Origin of the sequence: Halorussus salinus (assembly GCF_004765815.2) — an archaeon.
GTDB classification, from domain to species: Archaea; Halobacteriota; Halobacteria; order Halobacteriales; family Haladaptataceae; genus Halorussus; species Halorussus salinus.
The window spans coordinates 1,362,632-1,377,331 of record NZ_ML974127.1; the positions used below are offsets into that span (position 1 = coordinate 1,362,632).

General features: G+C 65.0%; 12 protein-coding genes. 6 read left to right on the plus strand and 6 right to left on the minus strand.

What is annotated here, in order from left to right:
- Positions 1 to 113: 113 nt before the first annotated feature.
- The 6 genes from EPL00_RS06880 to EPL00_RS06905 form a co-directional block, all read right to left on the minus strand.
- The gene (locus tag EPL00_RS06880; RefSeq protein WP_135851202.1) at positions 114 to 1,754 is read right to left on the minus strand and encodes an acyl-CoA synthetase; all 1,641 of its coding nucleotides are present in this window, start codon (positions 1,752 to 1,754) and stop codon (positions 114 to 116) included.
- Between the two features lie 106 nt (positions 1,755 to 1,860).
- Positions 1,861 to 2,040 carry a hypothetical protein gene (locus tag EPL00_RS06885; RefSeq protein ID WP_135851201.1) on the minus strand — a complete coding sequence of 60 codons (180 nt, stop codon included), beginning with the start codon at positions 2,038 to 2,040 and terminating at the stop codon, positions 1,861 to 1,863.
- A gap of 25 nt (positions 2,041 to 2,065) precedes the next feature.
- On the minus strand, positions 2,066 to 3,238 hold the full coding sequence (locus tag EPL00_RS06890; RefSeq protein ID WP_135851200.1) for a hypothetical protein: 1,173 nt from the start codon (positions 3,236 to 3,238) through the stop codon (positions 2,066 to 2,068).
- Positions 3,239 to 3,322: 84 nt separating this feature from the next.
- A complete protein-coding gene (locus tag EPL00_RS06895) occupies positions 3,323 to 3,556 on the minus strand; it encodes a hypothetical protein (RefSeq protein ID WP_238398142.1) in 234 nt (77 codons plus the stop codon).
- An 82-nt stretch (positions 3,557 to 3,638) separates the two neighbouring features.
- Complete coding sequence (locus EPL00_RS06900) at positions 3,639 to 4,583, minus strand: hypothetical protein (protein ID WP_162224165.1); 945 nt, start codon at positions 4,581 to 4,583, stop codon at positions 3,639 to 3,641.
- Positions 4,584 to 4,829: 246 nt separating this feature from the next.
- Positions 4,830 to 6,383, minus strand: coding sequence for a S8/S53 family peptidase (locus EPL00_RS06905; protein ID WP_135851198.1), 1,554 nt, complete (start codon positions 6,381 to 6,383; stop codon positions 4,830 to 4,832).
- Between the two features lie 159 nt (positions 6,384 to 6,542).
- On the opposite strand from EPL00_RS06905, the gene EPL00_RS06910 reads away from it, so the two are divergent.
- The 6 genes from EPL00_RS06910 (at position 6,543) to EPL00_RS06935 (ending at position 14,555) form a co-directional block, all read left to right on the plus strand.
- Positions 6,543 to 7,700, plus strand: coding sequence for an alpha-1 4-glucan-protein synthase (locus EPL00_RS06910; protein WP_135852439.1), 1,158 nt, complete (start codon positions 6,543 to 6,545; stop codon positions 7,698 to 7,700).
- 81 nt (positions 7,701 to 7,781) lie between these two features.
- Entirely contained in the window at positions 7,782 to 8,954 is a 1,173-nt protein-coding gene (locus EPL00_RS06915; protein ID WP_135851197.1) for an extracellular solute-binding protein, read from the plus strand.
- Position 8,955: 1 nt separating this feature from the next.
- On the plus strand, positions 8,956 to 10,608 hold the full coding sequence (locus tag EPL00_RS06920) for an ABC transporter permease (RefSeq protein ID WP_135851196.1): 1,653 nt from the start codon (positions 8,956 to 8,958) through the stop codon (positions 10,606 to 10,608).
- Entirely contained in the window at positions 10,601 to 11,815 is a 1,215-nt protein-coding gene (locus EPL00_RS06925) for an ABC transporter ATP-binding protein (protein ID WP_238398143.1), read from the plus strand. Before EPL00_RS06920 ends, EPL00_RS06925 begins: the two co-directional genes overlap by 8 nt.
- On the plus strand, positions 11,812 to 14,019 hold the full coding sequence (locus EPL00_RS06930) for a DUF7846 domain-containing protein (protein WP_238398144.1): 2,208 nt from the start codon (positions 11,812 to 11,814) through the stop codon (positions 14,017 to 14,019). Before EPL00_RS06925 ends, EPL00_RS06930 begins: the two co-directional genes overlap by 4 nt.
- Positions 14,016 to 14,555, plus strand: a complete 540-nt coding sequence (locus tag EPL00_RS06935) for an NUDIX hydrolase (protein ID WP_135851195.1) — start codon at positions 14,016 to 14,018, stop codon at positions 14,553 to 14,555. Before EPL00_RS06930 ends, EPL00_RS06935 begins: the two co-directional genes overlap by 4 nt.
- Positions 14,556 to 14,700: the final 145 nt, after the last annotated feature.

Genomic DNA, 14,700 nt, shown 5'->3' on the forward strand with positions numbered 1-14,700 from the left:
GGCGTCTCAGCCGCTCTCGGTGTTGTCAACCGCCGAACTGGATTCGGCGTCCGACGAGCGTCCGGACGCCGGGAGAGGGCGCTCTCGCGCCCGTTGGCTTCATTCTCCCGAGTTCACTCGCCGAACTTTTCTCGTTCCTCTTCCCGAAGCTCTATCCGGCGAATCTTCCCGCTGGAGGTCGTCGGCAACTCCTCGACGTACTCGATTCTGCGCGGGTACTTGTACGGGGCCGTCTCGGCTTTCATGTACTCCTGCAACCGGTCGGTCAGTTCCTCGCCGCCATCGTAGTCGTCCGCGAGGACGACGTAGGCCTTGACGACGTTGCCCCGCTCGTCGTGGGGGCTGGCGACCGCGGCGGCCTCCGCGACGGCATCGTGGCCCACGAGCGCGTCCTCGACCTCGAAGGGACCGATGCGGTAGCCCGACGAGATGATGATGTCGTCGGCCCGGCCCTCGAAGAAGAAGTAGCCGTCCTCGTCCATCCGGGCGAGGTCGCCGGTTCGGTAGTAGTCGCCGTGGAAGGTCTTCTCGTCCAAGTCGGGCTTCTCGTAGTAGCCGTCGAAGATTGCGGGCGAGTCCACCGGAACCGCAATCTCGCCGGTCTCGCCCGGTTCGACTTCCTCCTCGTCCTGCGTATCGAGCAGGGTCACGTCGATGCCGGGCACGGGCTTGCCCATGCTACCGGGCTTCACGTCGATGCCGGGGTAGTTCGTCACCAGCGCGACCGTCTCGGTCTGACCGTAGCCGTCCCGCGGAGTGACGCCGAAGGCCTCCTCGAACTCCTGAATCGGCTCGCGGTTCAGCGGCTCGCCCGCCGAGACGGCCTCGGTCAGCGCGAGGTCGTAGTCGGCCAACTCCTCGACTTGGGTGAACATCCGGTACTGGGTCGGGACCGCACAGAGCCGCGTCACGCCCTCCTCGTCCATCAAATCGAGGAACGTCTCGGCGTCGAACTCGCCCTCGTAGACGAACTGCGGCGCGCCGGTCGTCAGGGCGACGCCGACGGGACTCCAGAACCACTTCGCCCACCCGGTGCCCGTGGTCGCCCAGAGCAACTCGTCGGAGAAGTCGGTCTCCTGCGTGACGCCCCACCAGTAGGGCGCGTTGATTAGCTCGAAACAGCGGAGCCAGCGGTGGCGGTGGAGAACCGGTTTCGGTTGCCCGGTCGTCCCGCTGGTGTAGTTGATGGACATCGGGTCGTCCGCGCCGAGGTCCGGCCCCTCGTGGTCGGCGTCCCGGCCAGCCACCAACTGCTCGAAGGAGTGCCAATTTTCGTCCGCGAACTCCTCGCCACCGGCGTCCAGCACCACGACGCGCTTCAGGGGCGTCTCGTCCAGAATCGGTTCGACCATTCCGGTCAACTCCTCGTGGACGACGACGGTCTCGGCCTCGCAGTCGTTCGCCCGGAACGCGAGGTCCTTGGGCTTGAGCATGGCCGAGCAGGGGACCAGCAACGCCCCGCGAGCCAGTGCGCCGACCTGCACGGCGAAGGCGTCGGGGTGGCGCGGGAACAGGTGCATCACGCGGTCGCCCCGCCCGACGCCGAGGTCGGCCAACGCGTCGGCGAACCGGTTGGCGTCGTCGCGCACGTCGGCGTAGGTCCGCTCGGCCTCGCCGCCCTCGTCGTCGCGGAACCGGACCGCGAGTCGGTCGCCGAACTCCTCGGCGTGGTCTTCCAGCACTGCCGGAATGTTGTAGTCGTCGGGAATCGCCCACTCGAAGCTCTCGCGTTCGCGCTCGTACTCGACGGACATACTGGGAGGAGTCGGCGGACGAATATTTCATTGTATCGCCGATTCCCGGCGGGCGAAACCGCTCGGCTTCCTCCGGCGTCCGTCGGGGTGGGTCTTCGCTCGTCTCTCAGACTGCCCGCCCGCGCCGCGAGAGGCCGACGAGGAGCGACCCCGCCGCCAGCACGAGGACGGCGACGACCAGCAACACCGAGGTGTACCGGAGCGCGAAAAGGAGGGGCGCGAACAGGATTATCCCGCCGACGAGGATGAGCGCGGCCCCGCCCCAGAGCTGGGTCTTGTCGTCCATGTGACTCGTGGCAACGCCGAGGTACTTAGCTTCGGGTGTCGCCAGCGGTGGTCGTTGTCGCCTCTCGCGCCGTTGTCGCCGTCTCGGCCGTGTCCGGCCACTCCTCGGGGTCGGCCGATAGCCCGAGGAGTTCGGTCTCGGCCGCGGCGTTCGGTCGCTCCTCTCGGTAGCGCCGGACGACCGCGATTCCCCGGTTCGGCGGCGACGAGGCCCGAATCCGCGTCAGCGTGAGCGAACTGTAGACCGCGTTGATGCCCATCCGGGGGTCGTACTGGCGCACGTCGGCGACCACTCGACCGCCGTCCTGCGCGACCGCTTGGGGCCAGAGGTAGTCGAGCGCGTCGAACGACGACCGGACCGCCAGCAGGTACGACCGGTCGAAGTCGGTCGCCCGGACGAACTCCGCGGCGGCCGCTCCGTCGGGCGCGAACGCGCTCGCGGCGTCCGGTCCCGTAATCAGTGCGCCGCCGGGGTCCGGAAGCCCGACGGTCTCGTCGCTCAAGTTACGGCCGCGAACCCGAACCGACTCGAAGCGCACGTCGTTGGGCGGCGCGAACGTCACGACCGGGCGGCCGACCCGCTCGCCGAACGCGAGGTCCGATTCGACCAGCGTGACCTCGGTCCGCGGCGCGTCTGCGACCGGCACGCGGACCAGCAGCGTCGAGACGCCCGACCCGAACCCTGCTCTGTCTCGGTCCCGGACGATGGCGACGACGCGGGGCGGCCATACTGCGCGGTTCACGAACTCGAAGTCGAGGCCGTGGGACGACGACCCGACCTCGGCCTGCACCGCGAGGAGCGCTGTCGTCTCGAAGTCGGTCTCGGCGACGAACTGCCGGACGGTCTCGGCGTCCTGCCCCGCCACGTCGTCGGGGACTGCCGACGCGTCGAGTCGTCCGGCGTCGCTCTCGCGGCCGAGGAGATGTCCGTCGTACCACGGCCCGGCGTCGGTGACGCCCGAATCGAAGGCTGGTGCCCGGTGGGCGAACTCGATTGCGGTCGCACTCGCGGTCCGGTCCGGGAGGGTAGTCTCGGTGGTCCGGTCGTCGGTCGTCGTGGGCGCTGTGCCGGTCGGGAGGCTCTCGGTGGTCGTCCGCGTCGTTCGCGGCGCGGTCTCCTCGCTCCCGGAACACCCGGCGAGCGCGCTGGCGACGCCGAGCAGTCCCGTCCGGAGGAGGGCGCGGCGGGAGGGCGACATACTCGTCGCACCGTTCAGGAGCCTGAAATCTCTTCTCCTCTCGTCTCGGGTCGAGTCGCGCGCTGGTGGAGTCGCCGGACCTCCTCAGACCGGTCGTCCGTCGCCTGCGGTCCCGACGAGGACCGCGCCCCCCGCGAGTCCGAGGACCGCGACTGCGCCCGTCGCCTGCGAGAGGGCATCGAGGCCGCCGATTGCGACCCCGCCGAACAGGACCGCGCCCGCGACGACGAGGAGCGCCACGCCGGTCCAGAGCTGTCGTTCGTCGGTCGCCATACGTACCGGTTCGTCGGCGTTCCGCTTGGCTCCTCTCGCGGACATGTTCGGTTAGTCGTCTTCTTCTCTTCCAAATAATGGTCGTTGTAGCGCTCGAAGTGACCTTGCTCGATCAGCGCGGAGTACCTCAGTGTCCTGCGGATGATTCCGTTCCGGCCCAATCGTCGGGGTTGCTATTCAACGCAATTTCACGTGTGTCGAGGACGGTCTCGTCGGCGTCGACCGTGCGAACGAGCGCGGTACCACTCTCCGGGGGGTTCGAGTCCGGGATTCTGGCGAGCAAGAGGTGAGTGAACTCGGCGTTCAAACCACCTCCGAAGTTCTGTTGACGGACCCGAACCGTGACCTCTCGCTGGTCTTTCTCCAAAGTTCGTGGAAACATGAAGTAGCCACTGTTCGGCATCGTTGCCTGCACGGCCAGAAGGTACGAACTATCGAATGCTGTCTCGTCGATGAACCTCCCGTACGAACTGTCGTCGGGGACGAATCTGCCCGCGACTTCTGCGCTCGTCAGCAAGGCTCCACCGGGGACGGACAGGGCCGGGTTGACCCGTTCGTTCGAGGGACCGACGTTCCTTGACCGGATGATCGTTTCGTCGGTTGGTGAAAACGTTGTCACCCCCCGGATCGGGTCGTCCGTGTACGCTCCGGCGATGTCCACTACGGTAATCTCAAACGTGTCTGTACGGCCTGCCGGGATTCGGACCAGACCCGTCGATATTGCCGACGCTGTACCAGCCCGTTCAGTCTCCTCAATGTAGAAGAGCGCTCGCACTCCGCTCCCACCGCTACTGACGGAATCGAACCTGAGTCGGTAGTTCGGCGATGGAACTGCCGCCTGCACGACCACCAGAACCTCGCTCTCGAACGCTATCGTGGACAGGAATCGGTCGATTCTTTTCCGGTCCTGCTCGGGGACGTCGCTACGAACGTTCGTCAGGTCAAGTTCCTCGGCCTCCACCTCGCTTCGAAGAACCCGAGATGAGTACGAGGATTCGGCGTCCCGTACGCTATCGTCCATCAGCCGCCGTTGATGATTGAACGTCACAGCACGCTCGTCACTGCCTTTCACGGTCGTTTTCCGTTGCGGTTGCTCATTGGTCGTATCCCTTCGCGTGAATCGCTCGGTTGGAGATTTGGTCGCTACTTGTCTTGATTGCGGGGTGTTATCTGTACACCCAGCTAACGCTCCCAAAACACACGGTAATCCTTTCAGTAAAGAGCGTCTCGTGGAGGGCATGTGTTTCCAGTAACTTATTAATTATTTATATTTTATGGCTGGAAAAGACGGTTATGAGCGAGTTAACTCAGTTGAGTCCTACATTGGGTTCGGGTCGCTACTTGTCTGGTTCCACGCGTGATACGCATCAATGAGTTGCCCGCGTTTCGCGGCATCGTCTGGACAAATCGTGTACGTATTCATCTCTTCGAAGATTTGGCGCGAGTCCACGTAGCTGTACTGATCGTTAGATACCATGATGACCCCCGCCGCGGCAGCTTGGGGCGACGCGAAGGATGTCCCACAGAGATGACTGCCGCTAGCATCGGTTGCGGTGTGGTATGCACCGTAGACAGTCGGAGCAGATCCGCTGTTGGCGTAGTAATCACAGTACGAACACTGCGTGTAGTCGAAGTTCGGCGCATAGTCAGACGCACTATCTCGACTGTAATCGTTGCCACTACACGAACCTTGGTCAATGCCACCTACACCGATTGTCAGCCAAGAGCCACCAGGAATGTCGACTTTGTTTTCGTATCCGTCGTTACCAGCCGTAGCGAACGGAAGGTATCCGGCGTTCGTATACGCATCGTGTTCTGCGCAGATTTTCTGAGGGCAGTAGTCCGTACTTCCGGTACTGTCACCGAGATATAGAGCAAGAGAGTTATTTATAACTTCGATGTCGTTTTTTAGCGCATATTCGGTGGCCTGTTTGACATTAGCGATCCGGTCATCGTTGCTCGACTCGTTTGCACGAAGGGGAACAAAGAGATTACTGTGACCTTTATTGGTCCCCAGCATGTACGCGATGGTGTCCGCGACGTGAGTTCCGTGGGAGTACTCGTCTTCGTTCCAAGTTCCGCTCCCCGTAAAGTCCTTAGCAAGATTTTCGTCTATCCCGATATCTGCAGCGTAGCTACTCTCATAGCACGACTTGCTACCGTCGTACCCTGTGTCAATGACCCCGACTCTGACGTTCGAATCTACTGTGTAATCGCTGTCCACAGTGTCAAACGAGAAGTAACTCGTTGACCGTAGTGAATCAACTCCAATTCCGCTATTGCAATCGCTATCTCCACAACCATTGACCCTTGTCCTCCCTTCAATGTTGATAGAGAGTACGAACTCAGCGGCTGCGATTCGGGGTAAGTCACGCCGAGCGACGTTACGAAGGACGACATCTGTCGAACTAAATTCCGGTACGTACCCGATGTCTCCGTACTCTCCGAGAGTAGCTAATTCGTTGCTCGTCGGTTTCCATCCATTAACTGTTCTTCCGTACCTATTAGTTTCGACGGTGGTCGCCTCGCCAATCGTCGTAACCACGAGATCGAATTCCTTTTTCCCCGGATTGCGTCTGAGTTGTTCTGCTAATGCTCTTTGATAGAAGGCCTTCGAATCCGCGCCGTTGTTGTACTGTTCGACGCGTTTCTGAGTCTTCGGTAACTCCGTTGCATGAGTTATGTTCACGTCGCTAGTTGGTTGACCGGACGCTGTGGTGTCGCTACCCGCTTTCTTTTCTTTGACGTCTGCAATTGCGGTGACAGTCCCCGGAGCGATGCTGGCGAGTCCTGCTGAAGTAGCCCATTGCAGGAATCGGCGGCGATTGGCAAGCCCGTCTTTCTGTCGGTGGCTGTCTTTTTTATCAGCCATATCTTATACTATTTTATAACTAAATTAAATTTTTCTATTAATATAAAATATAACAATCTTAAACAACAGAAATATAACTTAATTCGTTGCACACTATCTTCCAAAATGGATAGACAACCTTTTAGGCATACCTAAACTAATGTCGGATAACGAATGAGCGTGACAGGAGACATCTGCGTCGTCGTCCCGACGATTCGGGAGTACGAGTGCATGCGGGCGTACTTCGAGAACGCCCGCGACCACGGCTTCGACTTGGACCGACTCCACGTCCTGCTGGTGACAGAGGACTTCTGTGACACCGACGAGATGCGCGAGATGCTGGCCGACGAGGGCGTCTCGGGCGAAGTCTTCGACGGGACCCGACGCGAGGAGTGGTACGACGACCACGGTATCGCCGAGTACGACCACCTCGTCCCCGCGGCGAGCCACGCCGAGACGAGTTTCGGCCTGCTGTACCTCTGGGCCAACGACTTCGACTACGGCTTCTTCATCGACGACGACACCCTGCCCCACGACGAGTACGACTTCTTCGGCCGCCACATGCGGAACCTCGACTACGAGGGGGAAATCGAGGCGGTCTCCTCGGACGAACAGTGGGTCAACGTCCTCTACCAGAACGTCGAGGAACACGGCCTCTACCCGCGGGGCTACCCCTACGCCGCGATGGACGAGACCGTCGAGACCGACACCGCCGACATCTCGGACGTGGTGGCCTCCCAAGGCCTTTGGACCAACGTGCCGGACCTCGACGCGGTGCGCATCTTGATGGACGGCGACTTGCAGGGACAGGCCCAGACGCGGACGAGTACGGACGACTACGGCGAGGACTTCGTGGCCGCACGGGGCAACTACCTCACGGTCTGCTCGATGAACCTCGCGTTCGAGCGCGAGGTCGTCCCCGCGTTCTACCAGCTTCCGATGGACGACAACCGCTGGGATGTGGGCCGGTTCGACGACATCTGGTCGGGCGTGTTCCTCAAGCGCGCCTGCGACGTGCTGGGCAAGCGCATCTACAACGGCGCGCCGCTCTGTGAACACAACAAGGCCCCGCGTTCGACCTTCGGCGACCTGAACAACGAGGTGCCGGGACTCGAACTCAACGAACACCTCTGGGAGGTCGTAGACGACACCGCCGCGGACGCCGACTCCTACGCTGGCGTCTTCGAGGAGATGGGAACCGAACTCGCCGAGGGCGACTTCGACCAGTACGAAAACGGTGCGTTCTTCAACTACGTGGGCGAATACATGCTCGACTGGCTCGCCGCGCTGGACGAACTCCGGTCGCTCGAAACGACTTCGCTCGTAGCGGACGACTGATAGGAGGTCGCTTCAGTGGCGGTCAAACGGCAAGAAAACCAGTAGTTATAAGGGTTTTAGGCTGGCCTAATCTAGATAGACATGGCTGACAGACGAACGTCCAACCGGCGCCGTTTTCTGGCGCTGAGCGCGGCTGCTGCGACCGGTCTCGCGGGCTGTTCGGGTAGTTCTGACCAAGACACCCAGACGACCCGAGCCACGACGACCGGCAACTCGTCGGACGGCGGGTCCGGCATCGAAACGTTCCAAGGCTCCGGGCCGCTCGCCGAGGACCGGCCGGAACTGTCCGGGACGCGCATGGCGGACCTGCCGGACCTCTCGGGGACGCTCCAAATCTACCTCGGTGGCGGCGAAGGTGGACTCTACCGAGACCTGCTGAACCGGCTCCGCAAGCGGTACTCGGACTTCAATCCGAAAGTCAGGACCGCCCCGACCTCACAGCTCGCCAACACCATCGTCGAGGAGTCGAGCGGCGGTTCGACTCCGGCCGACGTGTTCTGGGCCGTCGATGCGGGGTCACTGGGCTACGTCTCCGAGCAGGGAGTCACCGCGGAACTCCCGAGTCGCGTCACCGACCCGGTTCCGAAGACGTTCCATCCGAACGACCAGTGGGTCGGCGTCGCCGGGCGCGCTCGCGCCATCCCGTACAACACGAACAAGCTCTCGCGCGAGGATATCCCGAACAAGGTGGCGAACTTCACCGAGAGCGACGCGCTCGCCGGGTCGATGGGATGGGCACCGACCTACGGCGCGTTCCAAGCGTTCGTGACCGCGATGCGCATCCTCCGCGGTGAACAGGAGACTAAGCAGTGGCTCCGCGGGATGCTCGACCAGAACGTCACCGAGTACCCCGACGAGTTCCTCACCTCGAACGCGGTCGCCGACGGCGAGATCAGCGCCGGGTTCGCCAACCACTACTACGTCCTGCGGGTGGTCGCCTCCCGACCGGACGCGCCCATCGACCTCGCGTTCACGAAGAACGACGCCGCGTCGCTCATCAACGTCAGCGGCGCACAGATCATGCAGGACTCCGGCAAGCAGGAACTGGCGGCGAACTTCATCTCCCACCTGCTCACGGTCGAGGCGCAAGAGTTCTTCGCGACCACGGCGTACGCCTACCCGATGATTCCGGGCGTGCCGCCGGTCGGCGGACTCCCCACCATCGACGAACTCAACCCGCCGGAACTCGACCTCCAGAAGCTCTCGAACCTCGAACCGACTCTCCGACTGATGCGGGAAGTGGGCGTCCTGTAGCATGTCGGTCGCCGAGCGCGTCGAACGGTTCGCCAAGCGACACGGCGTCGGAGCCGCCGAGGAGGGCGAGTCGCTCCCGGTCGGCGTGACCCTGTTGAGCGCGGGCGTCGCTGTCGCGGTCCTCTCGCCCATCCTCTGGATTCTCCTCCGGGCGGCCGATGTCGGGGTCGAATCGTCGGTCGCACTCCTCGCCCGGTCGTCGATGGTCGAGATACTGCTCAACAGCGTCGCGCTCGTGACGACCGTCACCGTCGCGTGCGTGCTTTTGGGGGTCCCGCTCGCGGTGCTGACCGTCGAGACCGACCTCCCGTTCCGGCGGTTCTGGACGGTCGTCCTCGCGCTTCCGCTGGTCGTCCCGAGCTACATCGGGGCGTTCGCGTTCGTCTCGGCGTTCGGTCCGCGAGGAGTCCTCGCGGACAGACTCGCGCAGGTCGGTATCGAATCGGTCCCCGAAATCTACGGCTTCACCGGGACGGCGCTCGTCCTCACGCTGTACGTCTATCCCTACGTCTTCCTGACGACCCGCGCCGCGCTGTTGTCGTTCGACGGGACACTCGTGGAGGCGGCCCGCACGCTCAACCACTCCCGGCGCGAGGCGTTCCGGGCCATCACGCTCCCCCAGATTTCCCCCGGTATCGCGGGTGGCGCGCTGTTGGTCGCTCTCTACACGCTCTCGGACTTCGGTACCCCGTCCATCATGCACTTCGGCGTGTTCACGCAGGCCATCTACGTCGAGTTCAACACGTTCGGCCGCGACACCGCGGCACTCCTGTCGCTCGAACTGCTGGCGGTGACGGCCGTCATCGTCGCGCTCGAATCCCGTATCGGCGGACAGGGCCAAGAGAGCTACGCCGGGGGCGGCAACCGCACTACGCGGACGCCGCTCGGGCCGTGGAAGATACCCGCGCTCCTGTTCTGTGCCGCCGTCGCGACGCTCGCGCTCGCCGTCCCGCTCGGCGTGCTGTTCATGTGGCTCACGCGGAGCGGGCCGGGGTACGCTGGCGGCGGACTCGCGTTCGAGTGGACCTACGGCTGGAACTCGGTGTACGTCTCCGCGCTGGCCGCCGCGGTCGCCACACTCGCGGCGATTCCCGTGGGGTATCTGGCGGCGCGCTATCGCTCGACGCTGACCTCGCTGTTCGACCGGGCGACGTACGTCGGCTACGCGACGCCCGGCATCGTGCTTGGCATCTCGCTGGTCTACTTCGGGTCGTCGTACGGCCCGACGCCGTACCGCATCGTGCCCCTCCTCGTGTTCGCCTACGTCGTACGGTTCCTCCCGCAAGCGGTCGGGACGACGCGCTCGTCGGTGTTGCAGGTGGACACGAAACTCGTCGAAGCGGCCCGGACGCTCGGGCGAACGCCCGGCGCGGCGTTCCGTCACGTGACCCTGCCGCTCATCGCTCCCGGCGTCGTCGCGGGCGCGGCGCTCGTGTTCCTGACGACGATGAAGGAGCTTCCGGCGACCCTGCTCCTTCGTCCGACAGGTTTTGAAACCCTCGTCACGTACATCTGGAGCGTACAGGACGCAGGCTACTACGGACGGGCCGCGGTTCCGGCGCTCGTCCTCGTCGGCGTGTCCGCGCTCTCGATGCTGGTCCTGCTCAAACAGGACGGCAGCCTCGTCCGGCAGGAAGGAGAGAACGATGGCTAGGCGAACTCGACGCGACGACAGCGATACGATGGACGGAACGCACCACCACTCGACGGCGACCGCACCGCCCCGCGAGACCGACGGCGAGGAGACCGACCACGAGGCCGTCCTCGAACTCGACGGCGTGGTCAAGGAGTACGCCGCCGAGACCGCGGTGGACTCGCTGTCGCTGTCGGTCCGGGAAGGGGAACTCCTCACGCTCTTGGGTCCCTCGGGCTGTGGCAAGACCACGACCCTCCGGATGATGGCCGGACTCGAACGCCCCGACGACGGCGAGGTCCGTCTCCGCGGTGATGTCGTCGCCGACGCGTCCGGCTCGGTCGAACCCGAGAACCGCGACGTGGGACTCGTCTTTCAGGACTTCGCGCTCTTTCCCCACCTCACGGTCTTCGAGAACGTCGCGTTCGGACTCACCGACGCCGACGAGAAGGAGACCGAACGCCGGGTCTCGGAACTACTGAACCTCGTGGATTTGGCTGGCCACCGCGACGCCACGCCCGACGAGCTTTCGGGCGGCCAGCAACAGCGGGTCGCCCTCGCGCGGTCGCTCGCGCCCGAACCGGAGATTCTACTGTTGGACGAACCCTTCTCGAATCTCGACGTTCGCCTGCGCGTCGAGATGCGCGAGGAGGTCCGCCAGATTCTCAAGGAGGCGGGGGTCACGGCCGTCTCGGTCACGCACGACCAAGAGGAGGCCCTCTCTATCTCCGACCGCGTGGCCGTGATGTGCGACGGGGAGGTCGAGCAGGTCGGCCGCCCCGAGAGCGTCTTCGAGCATCCCGAGTCGCGGTTCGTCGCTTCCTTCCTCGGGCAGGCCGGGTTCCTCTCGGCGTGGTACGAGGAGGGTACGGTCGTCACGCCCATCGGAAACTTCGCGCCACAGCGGCTCAACGGCCTGACGACCGAGTACGCGGGCACCGACCTCGACGTGCTGGTCCGGCCCGACGACCTCCGGGCGACCGTCGTGGACGAGGGCGAAGCCGACGGCCACATCGTCCACCGCCAGTACACCGGCCCCTCGTTCGTCTACCGGGTGGAACTCGACAACGGCGACCTCGTCCACTGCCAGCACAACCACGTCAAGGAGTTGGACATCGGCAAGCCGGTCCGCGTCGAGTTAGACGCCGACCACACGCTGGCGTGGTACCCGCCCGAAGACGGCGACGAGCAGGTCACCGACCGAGTCTCGTCCGTGCGACCTCGATGAAGCGACGGCGATTCCGCCTCTCGGCGGCCCTGTTAGCGATTCTCGCGGGCGGGGTCGTCCTCCTGACCGCGACCGAACTGTTTCCGTACCACACGACCAACCACGACGAGGGCGTCTACCTCCAGCAGGCCGCGATGCTGTTGGAGGGCCAGTTCTCGCTGTTCCCGCCGGTCCCCGACTCGTTCCGGCCGTGGTTCTTCGTCGAGGACGGCGGCCGACTCTACCCCAAGTACGCGCCGGTTCCGGCCGCGATGTTCGCGGTCGGGGAGCTGTTCGGCGGGTTCCGACTCGCGCTCGCCGGAATCGCGGCCGCGAACGTCGCGCTGACGACCGCGATTGCGGCCGCGGCGTTCGACCGCCGGACCGGTCTCCTCGCGGGGGCGTTCCTGCTCGCGTCGCCACTCTTCCTGATAGACTCGTCGGTGTTCCTGCCCTACGCGCCGACGACGTTCTGGAACCTGCTGTTCGCGTTCGCGTACCTCCGGTCGGCCCGGTTCGAGGGCGACTTCGGGGGCGATGGAAGCGCCCGCCGGAGCCACGGCTACGCCCTCCTCGCGGGACTAGCGGTCGGCGCGGCGTTCTTCGCGCGACCGTACACCGCGGTCCTGTTCGCGGCTCCCTTCATCGTTCACGCGCTCTACTCGCTGTGGGCCGGTCCCTCGGCGACGCGCCTGACGCGCCTCTCGCTGACCGCGCTCGGCGGGCTAGCGGGCGTCGGGGCCGCCTTGGCCTACAACGCCGCGATGACCGGCTCGCCGACGGAGTTTCCCTACGCCGCGTTCGCACCCGAGGACGGTCTCGGGTTCGGCCACCGCGAGATTCTGGGCTACGCGCGCGACTACACCTCGGAACTGGCGCTTCGAGCGAACACCGAGGTCGTCTCGGTGCTGTTCTCCGAGTGGGTCGTCGCCGGGCCGGTCGGGACCCTGCTCGCGGCGGTCGGGGTCGGCGCGTTCCTCCGGCGCGTCGGCCTCCCGCGACTCTCGGACTGGTCGGCCGACCTCACCGACGCGCAGGCCACGGCGGCACTCGCGGCGCTGTTCGTCTCGATACTCGCCGGGAACGTCTACTTCTGGGGTAACCTGAACATCCTCGGGTCGCTCGCGGACCCCGCCGACGGACTCATCGACACGCTCGGGCCGTACTACCACTTCGACCTCCTACTGCCGACCGCGGCGTTCGCGGCCCACGGCGCGCTACTCGGGTTCGACCGCGTTCGCGCGCTCGCGGCCGAGCGTACCGGCTCGGCCCGGCGCACCCGAGGAGTCGCCGCGGGCGTCGCGCTCGTCGGCACAGTGCTTCTCGCGGGGACGACGGTGGGACTCCTCGGGCCGGTCGTCGCCGACCACGCCGAGACGACCGCCGCGTACGACGAGGCCTACCAGCCATTCGAGGAGCGTCAACTCGACGAGTCGGTGGTCTTCCTCCCGACGCCGTACGGTGACTGGCTCAACCATCCGTTCCAGCATCTCCGCAACGACCCTCGATTCGACGGTGAGCGCGTCTACGCGGTCTCGGACGGTCCCGACGATTTAGCGGTCGTGTCGGCGTTCCCGAATCGGACCTACTACCGGTACGTCTATCGGGGCGAGTGGACGCCGTTCCTCGGCGAGTCCGTCGAGCCAGCGATTCACCGTGTCCGAGCGGTTCGGGGCGACTCCGTGACGCTGAACGCGACGCTCGCGGTGCCCGACTACGCCGAGAGCGCGTCGGTGCGCGTCTCGACGGGCGACGACGTGGGCTACTACGCCGTGAACGGGACGCCCGCGAACCTGTCGCTCCGGCTTCGAGTGGCCGACGGGAGCGCCCGCGTCGCCGGTCCCGGCGTCGCGCCGGTCGGCGAGAACGCGACCGTCCCGGTCGCCAGCGACGAGGAAATCGTCGTGCAGGTGTTCGTCAGCGAGGCCACCGGCGGGTTCTCCTACCGACTCGAACTCCCGATCCGACGCGCCGACGGCGAGGTCCGCGCGCTGACGCCCTACCGCGAGGTCTGTTTCCTCCTCGACAACTGCAACGGCGAGGCGGCCTACGTCGCGGGCGCGGTGCCGGACGGCGTTCGGATGGAGACCTCGCTCCGAGCAGACGGGTCGGGCGCGGTCGCAGACGGCAACGCGACTGCTCGGAGTTCGCCGGATGGACCGCACGACTCCGACGGTCGAGACACAGCCCGAAAGCCAGTCCGCGCAGAATCCGTAGACGAATGACTCTCCCCGACGACCTCCCGCGGACCGACGAGACAATCCCGCTCGCGCCCGCCGAGTTCGAGACCGTCCGCGAGAACGTCGAATCGGGCGCGGACCGCTGGGTCGGCGCGCTGGTCCGGGACGCGAGCGGCCGCGTCGTCTTCGTCCGGAATCGCTGGAGCGACGGCTGGGTACTGCCCGGCGGCGACGTGGAACCGGGCGAGTCGCTCCGCGAGGCGGTCGGCCGCGAGGTCAGCGAGGAGACCGGTCTCGACGCGACCGTCGAGCGACCGCTGGCGGTGGTCGAACAGACGTTCGTCGCCGACGAGTCCGGGTCCGAGGGCTGTGGCGCGTTCGCCGACCCGACTCGTCCGGACGCGGCCGTCGCTACCGGACCCACAGTTTCGGGCGAGTTCGTCGTCTTCGAGGCGCGGACCGACGACCCCGAACTCGGTGACGACCTCGGGCGCGACGCCGACGAGATAGCCGACGCCGCGTGGTTCGACGCGGTGCCCGACGAGTGCGAACACCGGTCGCTCGTGACGCGATACTGGTAGCGGAGCGACTGAGACAGGAAGATAATTGTTTTAGAATCCTTCTCCTGTTTTTACTGTCGGAAGATGTAGCTCAGAGTTGGCTCGGCCTTGGCAGGCTACCCGGACTGGCGGTCCCCGGCCGTCGCCGGGCAACCGCGCGAAGCGT

Excerpts from the sequence above, each read along its gene's own strand:
- EPL00_RS06930 (WP_238398144.1), top strand. The coding sequence starts at position 11,812 with ATGAAGCGACGGCGATTCCGCCTCTCGGCGGCCCTGTTAGCGATTCTC.
- EPL00_RS06890 (WP_135851200.1), bottom strand. The coding sequence starts at position 3,238 with ATGTCGCCCTCCCGCCGCGCCCTCCTCCGGACGGGACTGCTCGGCGTC.
- EPL00_RS06885 (WP_135851201.1), bottom strand. The coding sequence starts at position 2,040 with ATGGACGACAAGACCCAGCTCTGGGGCGGGGCCGCGCTCATCCTCGTC.
- EPL00_RS06905 (WP_135851198.1), bottom strand. The coding sequence starts at position 6,383 with ATGGCTGATAAAAAAGACAGCCACCGACAGAAAGACGGGCTTGCCAAT.
- EPL00_RS06935 (WP_135851195.1), top strand. The coding sequence starts at position 14,016 with ATGACTCTCCCCGACGACCTCCCGCGGACCGACGAGACAATCCCGCTC.
- EPL00_RS06895 (WP_238398142.1), bottom strand. The coding sequence starts at position 3,556 with ATGTCCGCGAGAGGAGCCAAGCGGAACGCCGACGAACCGGTACGTATG.
- EPL00_RS06920 (WP_135851196.1), top strand. The coding sequence starts at position 8,956 with ATGTCGGTCGCCGAGCGCGTCGAACGGTTCGCCAAGCGACACGGCGTC.
- EPL00_RS06915 (WP_135851197.1), top strand. The coding sequence starts at position 7,782 with ATGGCTGACAGACGAACGTCCAACCGGCGCCGTTTTCTGGCGCTGAGC.
- EPL00_RS06925 (WP_238398143.1), top strand. The coding sequence starts at position 10,601 with ATGGCTAGGCGAACTCGACGCGACGACAGCGATACGATGGACGGAACG.
- EPL00_RS06880 (WP_135851202.1), bottom strand. The coding sequence starts at position 1,754 with ATGTCCGTCGAGTACGAGCGCGAACGCGAGAGCTTCGAGTGGGCGATT.